The organism is Streptomyces bikiniensis (genome assembly GCF_000716625.1).
Lineage (GTDB): Bacteria > Actinomycetota > Actinomycetes > Streptomycetales > Streptomycetaceae > Streptomyces > Streptomyces bikiniensis.
In genome coordinates this window covers 72,858-87,519 of sequence record NZ_JNXJ01000019.1, presented here as the reverse complement: position 1 = coordinate 87,519, position 14,662 = coordinate 72,858, and the positions used below count along the sequence as shown (strand labels likewise).

15 protein-coding genes are annotated in these 14,662 nt (G+C 72.3%); 12 read left to right on the top strand and 3 right to left on the bottom strand.

What is annotated here, in order from left to right; translation table 11 throughout:
* Window positions 1-97: 97 nt before the first annotated feature.
* Window positions 98-427, bottom strand: coding sequence for a hypothetical protein (locus OO47_RS17215; RefSeq protein WP_030217614.1), 330 nt, complete (start codon window positions 425-427; stop codon window positions 98-100).
* A gap of 252 nt (window positions 428-679) precedes the next feature.
* On the opposite strand from OO47_RS17215, the gene OO47_RS17210 reads away from it, so the two are divergent.
* Window positions 680-1,171: a hypothetical protein gene (locus OO47_RS17210; protein ID WP_030217611.1), complete on the top strand. Its 492-nt coding sequence runs from the start codon at window positions 680-682 to the stop codon at window positions 1,169-1,171.
* A 62-nt stretch (window positions 1,172-1,233) separates the two neighbouring features.
* Here the strand turns inward: OO47_RS17210 and OO47_RS17205 are convergent, their stop codons facing one another.
* Window positions 1,234-2,673: an FAD-dependent monooxygenase gene (locus OO47_RS17205; protein WP_033209353.1), complete on the bottom strand. Its 1,440-nt coding sequence runs from the start codon at window positions 2,671-2,673 to the stop codon at window positions 1,234-1,236.
* A gap of 155 nt (window positions 2,674-2,828) precedes the next feature.
* Between OO47_RS17205 and OO47_RS17200 the strand changes: the two genes are divergently transcribed.
* Window positions 2,829-3,428 (top strand): TetR/AcrR family transcriptional regulator, encoded by a 600-nt coding sequence (locus OO47_RS17200; RefSeq protein WP_030217605.1) that lies wholly within the window; start codon window positions 2,829-2,831, stop codon window positions 3,426-3,428.
* Window positions 3,429-3,488: 60 nt separating this feature from the next.
* On the opposite strand, the gene OO47_RS17195 is transcribed toward OO47_RS17200, so the two are convergent.
* A complete protein-coding gene (locus OO47_RS17195) occupies window positions 3,489-5,048 on the bottom strand; it encodes an MFS transporter (protein WP_078489700.1) in 1,560 nt (519 codons plus the stop codon).
* 103 nt (window positions 5,049-5,151) lie between these two features.
* Here OO47_RS17195 and OO47_RS17190 point away from each other — a divergent pair, with 103 nt between their 5' ends.
* The 10 genes from OO47_RS17190 (at window position 5,152) to OO47_RS17150 (ending at window position 14,627) form a co-directional block, all read left to right on the top strand.
* Entirely contained in the window at window positions 5,152-6,000 is an 849-nt protein-coding gene (locus OO47_RS17190) for a helix-turn-helix transcriptional regulator (protein WP_030217599.1), read from the top strand.
* A 212-nt stretch (window positions 6,001-6,212) separates the two neighbouring features.
* Window positions 6,213-6,713 (top strand): DUF7822 domain-containing protein, encoded by a 501-nt coding sequence (locus tag OO47_RS17185; RefSeq protein WP_234323212.1) that lies wholly within the window; start codon window positions 6,213-6,215, stop codon window positions 6,711-6,713.
* Window positions 6,714-6,719: 6 nt separating this feature from the next.
* On the top strand, window positions 6,720-7,028 hold the full coding sequence (locus tag OO47_RS38445; protein ID WP_078489699.1) for an Lsr2 family DNA-binding protein: 309 nt from the start codon (window positions 6,720-6,722) through the stop codon (window positions 7,026-7,028).
* A gap of 87 nt (window positions 7,029-7,115) precedes the next feature.
* A complete protein-coding gene (locus OO47_RS17180; RefSeq protein ID WP_030217592.1) occupies window positions 7,116-7,589 on the top strand; it encodes a hypothetical protein in 474 nt (157 codons plus the stop codon).
* Between the two features lie 340 nt (window positions 7,590-7,929).
* Window positions 7,930-9,630: a glycoside hydrolase family 13 protein gene (locus tag OO47_RS17175; protein WP_030217589.1), complete on the top strand. Its 1,701-nt coding sequence runs from the start codon at window positions 7,930-7,932 to the stop codon at window positions 9,628-9,630.
* 60 nt (window positions 9,631-9,690) lie between these two features.
* Complete coding sequence (locus OO47_RS17170) at window positions 9,691-10,689, top strand: TIGR03885 family FMN-dependent LLM class oxidoreductase (RefSeq protein ID WP_051716190.1); 999 nt, start codon at window positions 9,691-9,693, stop codon at window positions 10,687-10,689.
* Entirely contained in the window at window positions 10,686-12,380 is a 1,695-nt protein-coding gene (locus tag OO47_RS17165; RefSeq protein WP_030217585.1) for an alpha-amylase family protein, read from the top strand. The genes OO47_RS17170 and OO47_RS17165 overlap by 4 nt, the downstream gene beginning before the upstream one ends.
* Window positions 12,381-12,531: 151 nt before the next feature.
* Window positions 12,532-13,776, top strand: coding sequence for a saccharopine dehydrogenase family protein (locus OO47_RS17160; RefSeq protein WP_030217584.1), 1,245 nt, complete (start codon window positions 12,532-12,534; stop codon window positions 13,774-13,776).
* 90 nt (window positions 13,777-13,866) lie between these two features.
* On the top strand, window positions 13,867-14,076 hold the full coding sequence (locus tag OO47_RS17155; protein ID WP_030217583.1) for a helix-turn-helix domain-containing protein: 210 nt from the start codon (window positions 13,867-13,869) through the stop codon (window positions 14,074-14,076).
* On the top strand, window positions 14,076-14,627 hold the full coding sequence (locus OO47_RS17150; protein ID WP_030217581.1) for a Clp protease N-terminal domain-containing protein: 552 nt from the start codon (window positions 14,076-14,078) through the stop codon (window positions 14,625-14,627). The genes OO47_RS17155 and OO47_RS17150 overlap by 1 nt, the downstream gene beginning before the upstream one ends.
* Window positions 14,628-14,662 lie beyond the last annotated feature (35 nt).

The following is a 14,662-nucleotide window of genomic DNA, read 5'->3' as shown; positions in this document are numbered from 1 at the left end:
CTGACGGCTGGTGAGGACCGCTCGCATCCGGTGAGCGCGGCCAGAAGGGACACGGTCCTTGTCACCCGCGTGCCGGCCGAGGTCACGGTGCCCGGGGTTACGGCAGCTCCTGGCGCACCAACGCACGCGCGAACGGTTCACCGGTCCTTCGCGCGTACGCGATCCGCTCGCGGACCTCGCCGAGTGTGCGGGGACGGTAGCCGGGGCCGCCACAGCAGCTCTTGTGGAAGCGGACACCGGCGTTCAGGAGTACAGCCAGGGTTCGCCAGGCGGCGGTGTCGCGTCGCCGCGGCGTTGCGAAGGCCGACCCCACATGGATCAGGGGCTCGGCACAGCGCGGGCAGATCCGGTCGTGGTCACCGCGGTAGGGCTGCTTGTAGGAGGCCCGGCAGGGCAGGCAGACGTAGGAGGTCTTGGCGTGGGCCATGCCGGTCACAGTACGGCCCGTCCGGGGTGAACTCGACGAGTTTTTGGTGGGGTTCGGCAAGGCCGAGGGGCGGCCCGAGGTCGGTCGGCGTCCTGTCCCGGTCCGCGACCGCCGTCACGCGTCGGCCGATGAGGCGCGCGTCCGGTCCGGCCGTCTCATCGGTCGCGCCTGACCGTGCGGCCTCCGCCGGTCGGTGCTCCGCGACCGATATCCGGGTGAGGGCCGGCGCACGGAGGTGGCACGGTCACCGTCGTGACCTTGACGAGCCTGCTTGTCGACTTCGCCCGGACGGGCCGGATCGGGCCCCTTCACTGCGGCATGCCGCTGTCCGAGGCCGAAGACCTCCTCGGCCCGGGGCGTCCGCATCCCGCCATCCGCCTCCTGGGGCCCGACGTCGACGGTTACCCCTACGCCTGGGGCGGTCTGGAGCTGGTCGTCACCCGGCACAGCGTGAGCGGACCGTGGATCAGGCTCTCGCCGGGCGCGGTGGTCAGGCTGCCGCCCCCGGTCCTGCCGGATTCCGAGTCGTACCCGTCCACGGTGCTCCGCGAGGAGCTGATCGCCGACCTCGACTCGGTCGGTTGCCGTCATGACGTCAACGACCTCCTCACGTTCGGGGAGCAGTCCAGCGTCCTCACCCGGCCTGCCGGCGTCTGCGCGGTGTTCTTCCCGCCGCGCCGGGGCGACCACGTGTCCGGTCCGGAGCAGCACTGTCTGGGTGTGCTCCACAAGCGCGGCGCGTGACTTCGTCGCCCCGGGGGTGTCCTGGCGGGCTCGACCCCGACGTCCCGTTCGAAGGAAACGGCTCAGCCCAGGTGTCGGGACACCGCCTCCTCGATCGCGGACGCGTCCTCCGCCGCCCAGGCCACGTATCCGTCGGGCCGTACCAGGACGGTCGTCCGGCGGTCGCCCGCCCAGCGCTCCACGGTCAGCCGCCCCTCGCGGACAGCGGGGCCTTCGTACGTCCCAGGTGTGATCAGTACGAACCGGCCGCCGCGCAATGCCTCATGGAGCCGGCCGCCCCTCAGGGCGACGTCGGGGACGCGGGTGCCGGTGAGACGGTGGGCGCCGCGGGGGGCCGGGTAGGCGTAGCCGATTCCGGTGATCCGGCCCAGGGCCTTGCGCTGGACGGGCGGGGCCATGGTGACGAACGCCGAGGTCAGGGCGCGGGCGGCGCGCAGGAGCGGGTTCCGCGTGCGGGCCAGCCGGACCAGTCCGCCGCTGCTGCGCAGTACCGACCTGCCGACCGGGTGGCGCTCGGTCTCGTAGCTGTCGAGGAGCCCTTCGGGCGCCCGGCCCCGGACGGTCATGGCCAGTTTCCAGCTCAGGTTGGCGGCGTCCTGGAGGCCGGTGTTCATGCCCTGTCCGCCGGCCGGGGAGTGGATGTGCGCGGCGTCCCCCGCGAGGAAGACCCGCCCGACCCGGTAGTGCGGTGCCTGGCGCTCGTCGCTGTGGAAGCGGGAGAGCCAGCGGGCGTCGTGCATGCCGTAGTCGCTCCCCAGGGCACGGCGGGTGATGTCCCTGACCTCGTCGAGGGCGAGCGGGGTGTCGTCGGGGACCTCGTTCCGGCGGTTCCAGCCCATGATCCGGTACCAGCCGTCGCCGAAGGAGGCGATCATCGCGAAGGCGTCGCCGCGTCCGTCGACGGTGAGGACTCCCTCGGGCTTCTCGGCCAGCCGGACATCGGCGAGGATCAGCGACCTGATGACGGAGGAACCGGGGAAGTCCAGGCCGATCGCCTCCCGCACGGCGCTCCGGTGGCCGTCGGCGCCCACGACGTAGGCCGCCCGGCGGGTGACGACCGTCCCGTCCGCGCCGCGTACGTCGAGGTCGACCCCCTCCTCGTCCTGCCGCAGCCCCACGACCTCGCTCTCGTACGCGAACTCGACCCCGGCCTGCCGGGCCCGCCGCTCCAGGAGCCGCTCGACCTCGTACTGCGGGGTGATGAGCAGGAACGGGAAGCGTGAGGGCAGTGTGCTCAGGTCGAGCGAGAGGCGGCGGAAGAGCCGCAGGCCGGTGATGGTGTCGCCGGTGGTGAGGAGTTCGTCGGCGAGGCCGCGCGCGTCGAGCTGCTCCAGGGTGCGGGCGTGTACGCCGAAGGCGCGGGAGAGATTGCCGATCCCGCGCGGCCGCTTCTCCACGAGGGTCACGGTGACGCCGGCCGCGGCGAGGTCACCGGCGAGGAGGAGGCCGGTCGGGCCGGAGCCTACGACGATCACGGTGCGGTGGGTGGCGGTGCCGTCCATGGTGGCCTCCTGTTGCCGGTGCCTGCTTGCCATCGCCCATGCGCCAACGAATGTTGGCCAACGCTCGTTGACCAACGTACCGAAGGCTCGGAGAGGCGTCAACGGATGTGGGCCAACAGTTGTGGGCCTCTGTTTGTCGGCCTACGCTTGTCGTCATGAACGGCGGCGACAGCACCCCCACGGTTCCCGGCTCCGGCACTCCCCGCCGCTCCGACGCCACTCGCGGCGCGATCCTCACGGCGGCCCGCGAGCGCTTCGCGACCGACGGCTACGAGCGCGCCACCATCCGCGCCATCGCCAAGGACGCGAACATCGACCCGTCGATGGTGATGCGGTACTACGGCAACAAGGAGGGCCTCTTCGTGGCGGCCGTCGCCGTCGACCTCCGGCTGCCGGACATGAGCGGGGCGGACCGCCGGCGGGAGGCGGGGCGGATCCTCGTCGAGCACTTCCTCGACATGTGGGAGGACAACGAGGTCCTCACCGCCCTGCTGCGGGTCGGCGCGACCAACCGGGCGGGGGCGGAGCGCATGCAGGGCGTCCTGCGGGACCAACTGCTGCCGGCCGCCCGGCAGGTGTGCCCCGACCCCGAGCAGGTCCCGGCGCGGGCGGCGCTCATGGCGTCGCAGCTCCTGGGGTTGGCGCTCACGCGGTACGTGCTGCGCATGCCGCCGGCGGTGGAGCTGACGCGGGCGGAGATCGTGGCGTGGCTGGCGCCGACGATCCAGCGTTATCTGACCGCGCCGGGGCCCTGAGCTCCTTCTTCCCGAGGGGCGTTCGGGGGCCGAGGGGGCCGGACGCCTGCCTCCGTGCCGTCAGCGGGATGCGCTCCTCGCGTACTCCGTCCCCTCCCCGGGGAACACGGTCCGGGCCCGCTCCTCCTTCCCGGTTCCGGGCAGCCAGCGGAGGGCCAGGAGTCCGAGTACGAGGTGCAGGAAGGCGGCCACCGTCACGGCGGCGTGCAGGCCGGTGACGAAGGCCGACTTCGCGTCCGTGACCACCGTGGCCGCGAGGCCGGGGAGTTGCAGGGTCTCGTCGAGCGTGGGAGCCAGGCCGGGGCCCTGGAGCCGGAAGAGGAGCGCGGCGAGGGAGCCGATGAGCGCGATGCCGAGGGCGTTGCCGATCTCGTTGCCGGTCTCGGCGATCGCACCGGCCGCACCGGCCCGCTCGGCCGGGACGGCGCCGACCGCGGTGTCGGCGACGACACTGAAGGAGATGCCGTAGCCCAGGCCCGCGACGGACGTGGAGGCGACGTACCAGCCGATCCCGCCGGTGACGGCGGTGGGGAGCAGGAACAGCAGCCCCGCCGCGATGGAGAAGTGGCAGACGAGGAGGATCGCCCGCTTGCCGACGCGGTCGACCACCAGGGGTGTGACGACGCAGGACACGATGAGGACCACCGCGCCGGGCAGGGCCAGAAGCGCCGCCCGCAGGACGGGCAGGCCGAGGACGGACTGGAGGTAGACGCCCGACAGGTAGGCGGTCGCCGACCAGGCCGCCAGGGGCAGCAGGCCCGTGACGATCGCGATGGTGAAGACCCGGTCGCGGAAGAGCGAGAAGTCCACCAACGGGTGCTCCAGGTGCCGCTGCCGGCGCACGAACAGGGTGAGGAGCACCAGGCCGCCCGGTCCCACGAGGACGGAGAGCGGCGAGGGTCCTTCGGCGGCGGCGTGCTTGAGGCCGTACACGAGGGCCAGGAGGCCGATGGAGGAGGCCGCGACGCTGAGGGCGTCCACGCGGCCGGGGCGGGTCGTGCCGACCTCGCGGAGCAGGACGGGCGCGAAGACGAGGAAGAGGGCGATGACGGGCAGGTTGATCAGGAAGACCGAGCCCCACCAGAAGCGTTCGAGGAGGAAGCCGCCCACGACCGGGCCGATGGCGAACCCCGCCGCGAAGGCCGCAGCGAAGACGCCGATGGCCTGCGCCCGGCGCCGCGGGTCGGTGAACAGCTCGCTCAGCACGGCCAGGGCCGACGGCAGGAGGGTCGCTCCGGCCACGCCCATCAGCGCGCGGGACGCGATGAGGAGTTCCGGACTCGGGGCGAAGGCGGACGCCGCGGACGCGAGGCCGAAGACGGTCGCTCCGATCGTCAGGAGCTTCAGACGGCCGTACCGGTCACCGACGGTGCCGAACGCGATCAGCAGCGAGCCGACCGCGAAGCCGTAGACGTCCAGGGTCCACAGGGCCTGGTCGGCCGTGGGGGTGAGGTCCTGGCTGACCCGGGGCATCGCCAGGTACAGGATGGAACCGTCCATGGAGACCAGCAGGACGGGGCCGAGCACGACGAGGAGTCCCAGCCAGGCGCTCGGGCCGGAGGGGGTGCGGGGTGCGTGCCGTTCGGGTGTGTGCCGTTCGGGTGTGTGTTGTTCCGACATGCCTCGACCGTCGGTCGTCGGCCGGCCGGCAGCCAGTCCCCTGCCGTGGGTACACCCGGCAGGTATACCCGGCGGCGGAGGCGATCGGCTTACGCTTGCGGTCGTGGAGAGCCTCGGAGCGTTCTTGAAGAGCCGGCGTGACCGGGTCACGCCGGACGAGGTCGGGCTGCGCGCCCACGGGAACGGGCGTCGTGTCCCCGGGCTGCGGCGGGAGGAACTCGCCCAGCTCGCCGGAGTGAGTGCCGGCTACTACACGCGGCTGGAGCAGGGGCAGGCGGAGACGGCTTCGGGACAGGTGCTCGACGCGCTCGCCAGGGTGCTGCGGCTCGACGCGGACGAGACCGCGCACTTGCACAACCTCGCCAGGCACTCGTCGACGCCGCGGCTCGCCGAGCCTCCGGCGGAGGAGCCCCACAAGCGCGTCCTCGCACTTCTGGACTCCCTGGGCGAGGCGACGCCGGCGATCGTCCTGGGGCGTCGCGGGGACGTGCTCGCGTGGAACCGCAGCGGGCACGCCCTGCACGCCGAGCACATCGCCTTCGAGACACCGGACGATCCGGAGCGCCGTCCGTCGATCCCCCGGATGTTCTTCCTCGACCCGGTGACGCGTGATCTGTACGGCAACTGGCACGCGCTCGCCCGCGCCCACGTGGCGTACCTCCGGCTGACCGCCGGCCGCTACCCCACCGACGCGCGCCTGGCGGAGCTGATCGGCGAACTCACCATGCGCAGCGACGACTTCTCGGCGCTGTGGGCGAACCGGGACGTGGCGGACTGCACTACGGGGACCATGCGCATGCGGCACACGACCGTGGGCGCGCTGAGCGTCGACTACCAGGTCTGGCTGCAGCCCGACAGCCCTGACCACCGCCTTGAGGTCTACACCCCGAACGGTCCGGGTTCCGCCGACGCCTTGCGGGTCCTGTCTCGATGGAACGAGGTTCCACGGTAACGGTTGTCCGGCTGTCCGGCTGTCCGGCTGTCCGGCTGTCCGGCTGTCCGGTTGTTCTGACTTCTCCGTGACGGAGCGGCAGGTCGGGGGCGCGGAAGCGGGTGGTGCGGGGCGGGGCGACCGGGCCCGATCCGTTGGCACCGGCGTTGTCGGTCCCCGGTGTTAACGTCGCCGTCATGGCGAACCGTTCATATCTCTATTCCGCTGACTCGATGCCGAACGAGACGGAGATCCCCCAGGGGATCCGTTGCATATCCGAGCACAACTGGGACATTCCGCTCGCGCACAAGCTCATGGTGGGACGCGGGACGACGATCGTCCCGTCCATGATCTGGAACCCTCCGATCGGCATCGCCGCGGACTACGCCGGCGGGGCGGCCCTGCTCCTGGACCTCCTGGGTGCGGTCGGCAAGGGCCTGGAGGGCGATGCCGAGTTCGCCGAGTGCGTCGCCAGGACCACGGCGCACCTGGAGAAGCAGCAGGCGAAGCACTTCGTCCTGGAGACCGGGGAGATCGTCTCGATGACGGACGACGATCCGGTGGAGAGCGTGCGGCGTCTGGTGTCCGCGGACATCCCCGACGCCGTCGCCCGGGCGGAGGCGGCGATCGCCGGCCGGAACGACCACTGGCTGGCCGCGGTCCGAAACGACTGGCAGAGCCACTTCGCGTCCTTCTACAGCGAGGCGCTCTACTTCTCCTTCCCCGGCAACTGACGGGGCGTGGGGTGGGGTGCCGGGCGGTCACCGCCCGGCCCGAAAGGCATCCCCTGGGTCCCCCTCGCCGGTGTTGCCGGCGAGGGGCATGAACGTTCCCCCTGCCACCCGGAGATCTCCTTGAGCACAGACCCTTCTTCGCCTCTCCGAGGCAGTGCACCGGTCACGGCTTTCGAGGCGCCCGTCCGTACACGCGTCATCAGAGACTGGGCCAACGCCAACGGGTACGACCTGCCCGAACGCGGGCGCATCCCGATCGCCATCGTCGAGGCGTGGAAGCAGAGGGAGCGAGGGGGGCGGAGCGCCACCCGGTGAGAACCCCGGTCTGCGCCTCGGCGGCCTGAAAACGGGATCGCGGGCTTCGGTGTGGCTTTGGGGGGCGCCTGCTGATGGGATCACCTCATGGTGATACTTGTGCTCCTCGTCGTCCTGGCTCTCGTGTGCTTCGGGCTCGCCGGATACGGTTTCGGTCGTCTCGGGCAGGTCGGGGTGCGCCGGGCCGACCGGCAGACCCGGTTGAAGTGCGCGGCCGCGCTGACGGGCGCGGCCGCCGCGGCCGTGTACGGGTGGGGGCTGCTGAACCTCGGCCTGGCGGTGCTCGTCACCGAGGACAGTGGCGCCGACGCCTTTCCCGTCCAGCCCTGCCGTACGGCGGACGCGCCCCGGGCGGCGGACGTCGTAGGCCATCGGGTCGAGTACCTGCCGCCGCGGTACGTCTGTCTGCGGCAGGGCGGTGGGAGTGACACGACCGACGACGTGCCCGCCTTCGTGGGGCCGGGAGCGCTGGGGCTCGCGGCAGCCGCGGGCGTCTGTGTCCTTCTCGCCAACGCGGTGCCCTCCGCGTCGACCCCGGAGCGGAAGGCCTCCGCGAGGTGATCACGGGACATGCGGAGCGCAGGGGTCGTACGTGGTCGTCCGGAGCGCGTGACGGGGAGGTGCGGCGGCCGTCCTCTCCCCCCTCGGCCACACCCTCACCCTCGGCCACACCCTCACCCTCGGTCTCACCCTCACCCTCGGTCTCGCCCTCACCCTCACCCTCGGCCTCACCCTCCGCCACGCCGACGTCGTACGTGCTCGGGCCGTGACGGAGGACGGCAACCGGTTCTGTGCTCGTGCACGGCCCCGGCCCCGGCCCACGAGCGGTTCGGCCGCCGTACCGGGGAAAGGGAAACCCGTGGCCCGTACCCGTAGCACCGACGCCCGGAGGAGACCGCCGATGACGCCCGGCACCGTGACAAGGAAGGACGACGCGTGGTGGAGGTCCGCGGTCGTCTACCAGATCTATCCCCGCAGCTTCGCCGACTCCGACGGCGACGGCATCGGTGACCTGGACGGCATCACCGGCCGCCTGGACCATCTCGCGGAGCTCGGCGTGGACGTGCTGTGGCTCTCGCCCGTCTATCCGTCGCCGCAGGACGACAACGGCTACGACATCAGCGATTACCAGGGCATCGATCCCGTCTTCGGGGATCTCGCGGCCTTCGACCGCCTGCTCGCGGCGGTGCACGGGCGCGGCATGAAGCTGATCATGGACCTGGTCGTCAACCACACCTCCGACGAGCATCCCTGGTTCCGGGAGTCGCGGGACCCCGGGAGCCCCAAGCGGGACTGGTACTGGTGGCGGTCGCCGCGCGACGGCCGGGAGCCCAACAACTGGGGTTCGTTCTTCTCCGGCCCGGCCTGGACGCGCGACCCCGCGAGCGACGCGTACTACCTGCACCTGTTCTCGCCGAAGCAGCCCGACCTCAACTGGGAGAACCCCGAGGTGCGCGAGGCCGTGTACGCGATGATGCGGTGGTGGCTGGATCGGGGCGTGGACGGCTTCCGGATGGACGTGATCAATCTCGTCTCCAAGGACCCGGCGCTGCCCGACGGGGAACTGCGCGGTGACGGCCCGTACGGCGACGGGTCGCCCTCCTACGTCTGCGGTCCGCGCATCCACGACTACCTCCGGGAGATGCACCAGGAGGTCATGGCCCGCCACCCCGGCCGGCTGCTGACCGTCGGGGAGATGCCCGGCGTGACCGTCGAGCAGGCCCGGCTGTTCACCGACCCTGACCGGGCCGAGCTCGACATGGTGTTCCAGTTCGAGCACGTCGGACTCGACCACGGCGCCCACAAGTTCGATCCGCGGCCGCTGCGGCTGACCGACCTGAAGGCGTCCCTGGGCCGCTGGCAGGCCGGCCTCGCGGACGTCGGCTGGAACAGCCTGTACTGGAACAACCACGACCAGCCCCGCGTGGTCTCCCGGTTCGGCGACGACGGCCCCCGGCACCGGACGCGGTCCGCGACCATGCTGGCCACGGTGCTGCACCTGCACCGCGGCACCCCCTACGTCTACCAGGGGGAGGAACTGGGGATGGCCAACGCTCCCCTGCGCACCATCGAGGACTTCCGGGACATCGAGTCCCTCAACCACTACGCACAGGCGCTGCGCGCGGGGGCGGCGCCCGAGGACGTCCTGCCCGGGCTGCGCGCCATGGGACGGGACAACGCCCGTACGCCCATGCAGTGGGACGCCTCCCCGGGGGCCGGCTTCACCACGGGCACCCCCTGGCTCCCGGTCAACCCGGACCACACCGAGGTCAACGCCGCCGCGGCCCGTGCGGACCCCGGCTCCGTCTTCCACCACTACCGGCGGCTCATCGCCCTGCGCCACGCCGAACCGGCGGTCGTGCACGGCGACTTCACCATGCTGCTGCCCGACGACGAGCGCGTGTACGCCTTCACCCGTCACCACGAGGGGACCACGCTGCTCGTCGTCGGCAACTTCACGGGCGACACCGTGGCGGTGGACCTTCCCGGTGGGTGGGAGGGTGCCGAACTCGTCCTGGGCAACGGGCCGTCCCTTCCGGCGGAGGACGGACGCACGGTCCTCGCGCCCTGGGAGGCGAGGGTGCACCGGCGGGTCGGGTGAGGTGCCGTCACCTCGCGGAACGCGCCGTCTGTTCCCCGCACCCCGGGGTACACGCGGCCCATGACCGTCTACGGATTCCACGCCTCGCACGAGCAGGTGCCGCCCGCGGACCTCCTGGCCGCGGCCGTCCGCGCGGAGGAGGCCGGCTTCGGCGCCGCCATGTGCTCGGACCACTTCTCGCCCTGGAGCGTCCGGCAGGGCGAGTCCGGCTTCGCGTGGTCCTGGCTCGGCTCCGCCCTCCAGGCCACCGACCGCATCCCCTTCGGCGTCGTCAACGCGCCCGGGCAGCGCTACCACCCCGCGATCGTCGCCCAGGCCGTCGGCACCCTCGCCGCCATGTACCCGGGCCGCTTCTGGGCGGCCCTGGGCAGCGGCGAGGCGTCCAACGAGCACATCACCGGCGACCGCTGGCCGCGCAAGGACGTGCGCAACGCGCGGCTGCGCGAGTGCGTCGACGTCATCCGGGCGCTGCTGCGCGGCGAGGAGGTGAGCCACGACGGTCTGGTGACCGTGGACCGCGCCCGCCTCTGGACGCTCCCGGAGACGGTGCCGCCGCTGATCGGCGCGGCGTGCAGCGAGGCCACCGCGGCCTGGTGCGCCGACTGGGCCGACGGGCTCATCACCGTCAACGCCCCGCACGAGCGGCTGCGCCGGATCGTGGACGCCTACCGCTCCGCCGGGGGCGCGGGCCGGCTGCACCTCCAGGTCCATCTGAGCTGGGACCCGGACCCGGACACCGCGCTCGCCGTCGCGCACGACCAGTGGCGCACCAACGTGCACGGTCCGCCGGTGAGTTGGGACCTGGACACGGCCGAGCTGTTCGACCAGGCAAGTGAGCACGTGACGCCGGAGCGGGTCGCGGAGGCGGTCAACGTCTCGGCCGACCTGGGGCAGCACGCGGCCTGGCTCCAGGAGTACGCCGATCTCGGCTTCGACACGGTCATGCTGCACCACGTCGGCCCTGAGCAGAGCGCGTTCGTCGACGCGTTCGGGGAGAAGGTGCTGCCCCGGCTCGACGCGGCTCCGGCGGGGCCCGTGCGCGCGGAGGACGTCCGATGAGGCTGACCCGGACCTCCGACCTGTGGTGGAAGAACGCGGTCGTGTACTGCCTGGACGTCGAGACGTACCAGGACGGCGACGGGGACGGGATCGGGGACTTCGCGGGCCTGATCCAGCGGATCGACCACCTCGTCCGGCTCGGCGTCACCTGCGTGTGGCTGATGCCGTTCTATCCGACCGCGGAAAGGGACGACGGCTACGACATCACCGATTTCTACGGCGTCGACCCGCGCCTCGGCACCCTCGGGGACTTCACCGAGTTCGTGCGGACCGCCCGCGACCGGGGCATCCGTGTCATCGCCGACCTGGTGGTGAACCACACCTCCGACCGGCACCCGTGGTTCCGGGAGTCCCGCTCCAGCCGTACGTCCGCCCGCCGCGACTGGTACGTCTGGTGCGACGAGCCGCCCGAGGACGGGCCGAAGGGCGTCGTCTTCCCCGACGCCGAGCAGAGCCCGTGGGAGTACGACGAGGAGACCGGGCAGTACTACCTGCACCGCTTCTACCGGCAGCAGCCCGACCTCAACGTGGCCAATCCCGCGGTACGGGACGAGATAGCCCGCATCATGGGCTTCTGGACGCAGCTCGGGCTCTCCGGCTTCCGCGTCGACGCTGTCCCCTTCCTCCTGGAGACCGACGGCCAGGAGGACGCGGGACAGTTGCCCGATCCGCACGACTACCTGGCCGATCTGCGGTCCTTCCTCGGGCGCCGCAACGGCGAGGCGGTCCTGCTCGGCGAGGTCAACCTGCCCTATCCCGACACCATGAGGTTCTTCGGCGATCCGGAGGCCGGCCGGTGCGAGGAACTCGACATGTGCTTCGACTTCATCGGCATGCAGAAGATGTACCTGTCCTTCGCCCGCGGGGAGGCCGGGCCGCTGGCGGCGGCCCTGCGCGAGCGTCCGGAGGCCCCGCGCGACGGGCACTGGGCGACCTTCGTCCGCAACCACGACGAGCTGACGCTCGACAAGCTGGACGACGGCGAGCGCGCCGAGGTGTTCGCGGCCTTCGGCCCGGACGAGGACATGCGCCTGTACGGCCGGGGGCTGCGCCGCAGGCTGCCCCCGATGGTCGGCGGCGACCGGCGCCGCGTGGAGCTGGCCTACAGTCTGCTGTTCACCCTGCCCGGCACGCCCGTGCTCTTCTACGGCGAGGAGATCGGGATGGGCGAGAACCTGGCCGCCGAGGGCCGGCAGGCCGTCCGCACCCCCATGCAGTGGACGGCGGACGAGGGCGCCGGGTTCTCCACCGCGCCGGGCGGCGACTTCCCCAATCCGATGACCGAGGGCGCGTACGGGCCGGAGCGGGTGAACGTGCGCGACCAGGCGGGCGACCCGGATTCGCTCCTCAGCCGCGTGCGGTCGCTGGTCGAGCGGTACCGCGAGGCCCCCGAACTCGCCTGGGGCCGGACCGATGTGCTCGACGCGGACGACCCCGGCGTCCTGGCCCACTTCAGTTCGCTTCCGGAGGGGGCGGTGCTGGCGCTGCACAACTTCTCGGACCGGCGGGTCGCCGCGGCCACGACCGTGCCGGGCCTGGAGGGCGGCCGCCGGCTCACCGACATGTTCACCGGGGACGTGGTCGAGGCGGCGGCCGGCGGCCGTGTCGGCGTCGAGCTGGCACCGTACGGCTACCGCTGGCTGCGGGTGGACACCCCGCTGGACGATCCGGAACGCACGGGCGGCGTCTGACCGGGGCGCGGGGGCTTCCGGGTCCGCCGCCCCCGGGACAGGGCGCGGCACGACACGCCCGCTCGCGCCGACGCCGTCGTCCTCGGCCCGCCGCATACCGTTGCACCGGCTGTGCCGGAGGCGTTCGCCTCCCGGACGGAAGGTGGATGACGTGCGAGTACTTCTCGTGGGTGCGGGCGGCGTCGGTACCGCCATCACCCGTATCGCGGCCCGCAGGGGGTTCCTCAGCCACATGGTGGTCGCCGACTACGACCCGGCCCGCGCCGAGGCCGCCGTCGCCTCGCTGGGCGAGTGGGGTGAGCGGGGTGAGCGGGGCGGTGGTCGGTTCAGCGCGCTGCGGCTCGACGCCTCGGACCGGGAGGCGGTGGGCCGGGCCCTCACCGAGCAGGACTGCGACGTGCTCCTGAACGCCACCGACCCGCGGTTCGTGATGCCCCTGTTCCGGGCCGCCCTGGACGCCGGCGCTCACTACGTGGACATGGCGATGTCCCTGTCGGTGCCGCATCCGGAGCGCCCGTACGAGGAGTGCGGCGTCAAGCTCGGTGACGAGCAGTTCGAGCTGGCCGGGCAGTGGGAGGGGGCGGGCCGTCTCGCGCTGGTCGGCATGGGCGTGGAACCCGGCCTCTCCGACGTCTTCGCCCGGTACGCCGCCGACGAGCTCTTCGACGGGATCGAGGAGATCGGCGTCCGCGACGGGGCGAACCTCACCGTCGAGGGGTACGGCTTCGCCCCGTCCTTCAGCATCTGGACGACGATCGAGGAGTGCCTCAACCCGCCCGTGATCTACGAGAAGGACCGGGGCTGGTTCACCAGCGCGCCCTTCAGCGAGCCCGAGGTCTTCGACTTCCCCGAGGGCATCGGGCCGGTGGAGTGCGTCAACGTCGAGCACGAGGAGGTGCTGCTGATCCCGCGCTGGGTGGAGGCGCGCCGCGTCACCTTCAAGTACGGGCTCGGTGACGACTTCATCGCCAAGCTGAAGACGCTCCACGAGCTGGGGCTGGACTCCACGGCCGAGGTCACGGTGCCCGGCGCGGACGGCCCCGTACGGGTCTCCCCGCGTGACGTCGTCGCCGCCTGCCTGCCCGACCCGGCGAGCCTGGGCGACCGGATGACCGGCAAGACCTGTGCCGGCACCTGGGTCAGGGGCACCAAGGACGGTGCGCCGCGGGAGGTGTACCTCTACCACGTGGTCGACAACCGGTGGTCGATGCGGGAGTACGGCTCCCAGGCCGTCGTCTGGCAGACCGCGATCAACCCGGTGGTCGCCCTGGAACTCCTCTCCACCGGTGCCTGGCGCGGTACCGGCATCCTCGGCCCGGAGGCCTTCCCGCCCCGCCCCTTCCTCGACCTGCTCACGGAGTACGGGTCGCCGTGGGGGCTGCGCGAGGGCGCGTGACGGGCGGCCCACGACTCCCCCGTACGGCCCCCCGCCCCGCCCGCGTCAACTTTGGTTGACGCAACCGGGATGTCAATGTAAGTTGACACCATGACCGACGCAACCGATCTCGCCGAGCAGGCCGGCGACCGCGATCCACGGGTGGGACTGCGTGCCGTCGCCGCGCTGCGGCGCCTTCTGGAACAGCTGGAAGCCGTTCAGGTGCGCAGCGCGCGCGCCCGGGGCTGGTCGTGGCAGGAGATCGCGGCCGAACTGGGCGTGAGCCGCCAGGCCGTCCACAAGAAGCACGGGAGGCATTGATGTTCGAGAGGTTCACGAAGGGGGCCCGGGCGGTGGTGACCGGGGCCGTGGCGGTGGCCGGGCGCGAGGGCGCGCCCGCGGTCACGGAGGAGCACCTCCTGCTGGCACTGCTCGACGCGGAGGACACCGGGGCGGCCCTCGCGCTGCGGGCGCTGGGGGCGACGGAGCGGCGCGCGTCGCTGGAGGCCGCGCTCGCGGCGGCCCGCCGCAGGGGCGGCCTCTCGGCGGTCGAGGTGGACGCGCTGGCGGATCTCGGCATCGACGTGGCGCGGATCGTCGCCCGGGTCGAGGAGACCCACGGCCCGGGCGCGCTCGCCGCCGGGTCCGACATCCGGTCCCGGAGTCCGAAGCGGCGGCCCTTCACCCGGGAGAGCAAGAAGGTCCTCGAACAGTCGCTGCGCGTCTGCCTCGGCCGGCGGGAGAAGGAGATCGGTGACGAGCACCTGCTCCTGGCCCTGACGGCCCGCCCCGGGATCGTCTCCGAGGCCCTGGCGGACCACGGGGTCACCTACACGGCGGTGGAGCAGGCGCTCGATCGGCCCCGAGCCTGAGGGGCCGGGGCCCTGAGGGCCCTGCGCCAGGCGGG

Excerpts from the sequence above, each read along its gene's own strand:
- OO47_RS17215 (WP_030217614.1), bottom strand. The coding sequence starts at position 427 with ATGGCCCACGCCAAGACCTCCTACGTCTGCCTGCCCTGCCGGGCCTCC.
- OO47_RS17180 (WP_030217592.1), top strand. The coding sequence starts at position 7,116 with ATGGTGATACTTGTGCTCCTCGTCGTCCTGGCTCTCGTGTGCTTCGGG.
- OO47_RS17185 (WP_234323212.1), top strand. The coding sequence starts at position 6,213 with ATGCCGAACGAGACGGAGATCCCCCAGGGGATCCGTTGCATATCCGAG.
- OO47_RS17170 (WP_051716190.1), top strand. The coding sequence starts at position 9,691 with ATGACCGTCTACGGATTCCACGCCTCGCACGAGCAGGTGCCGCCCGCG.
- OO47_RS17205 (WP_033209353.1), bottom strand. The coding sequence starts at position 2,673 with ATGGACGGCACCGCCACCCACCGCACCGTGATCGTCGTAGGCTCCGGC.
- OO47_RS17155 (WP_030217583.1), top strand. The coding sequence starts at position 13,867 with ATGACCGACGCAACCGATCTCGCCGAGCAGGCCGGCGACCGCGATCCA.
- OO47_RS17175 (WP_030217589.1), top strand. The coding sequence starts at position 7,930 with ATGACGCCCGGCACCGTGACAAGGAAGGACGACGCGTGGTGGAGGTCC.
- OO47_RS17165 (WP_030217585.1), top strand. The coding sequence starts at position 10,686 with ATGAGGCTGACCCGGACCTCCGACCTGTGGTGGAAGAACGCGGTCGTG.
- OO47_RS17200 (WP_030217605.1), top strand. The coding sequence starts at position 2,829 with ATGAACGGCGGCGACAGCACCCCCACGGTTCCCGGCTCCGGCACTCCC.
- OO47_RS17150 (WP_030217581.1), top strand. The coding sequence starts at position 14,076 with ATGTTCGAGAGGTTCACGAAGGGGGCCCGGGCGGTGGTGACCGGGGCC.
- OO47_RS17195 (WP_078489700.1), bottom strand. The coding sequence starts at position 5,048 with ATGTCGGAACAACACACACCCGAACGGCACACACCCGAACGGCACGCA.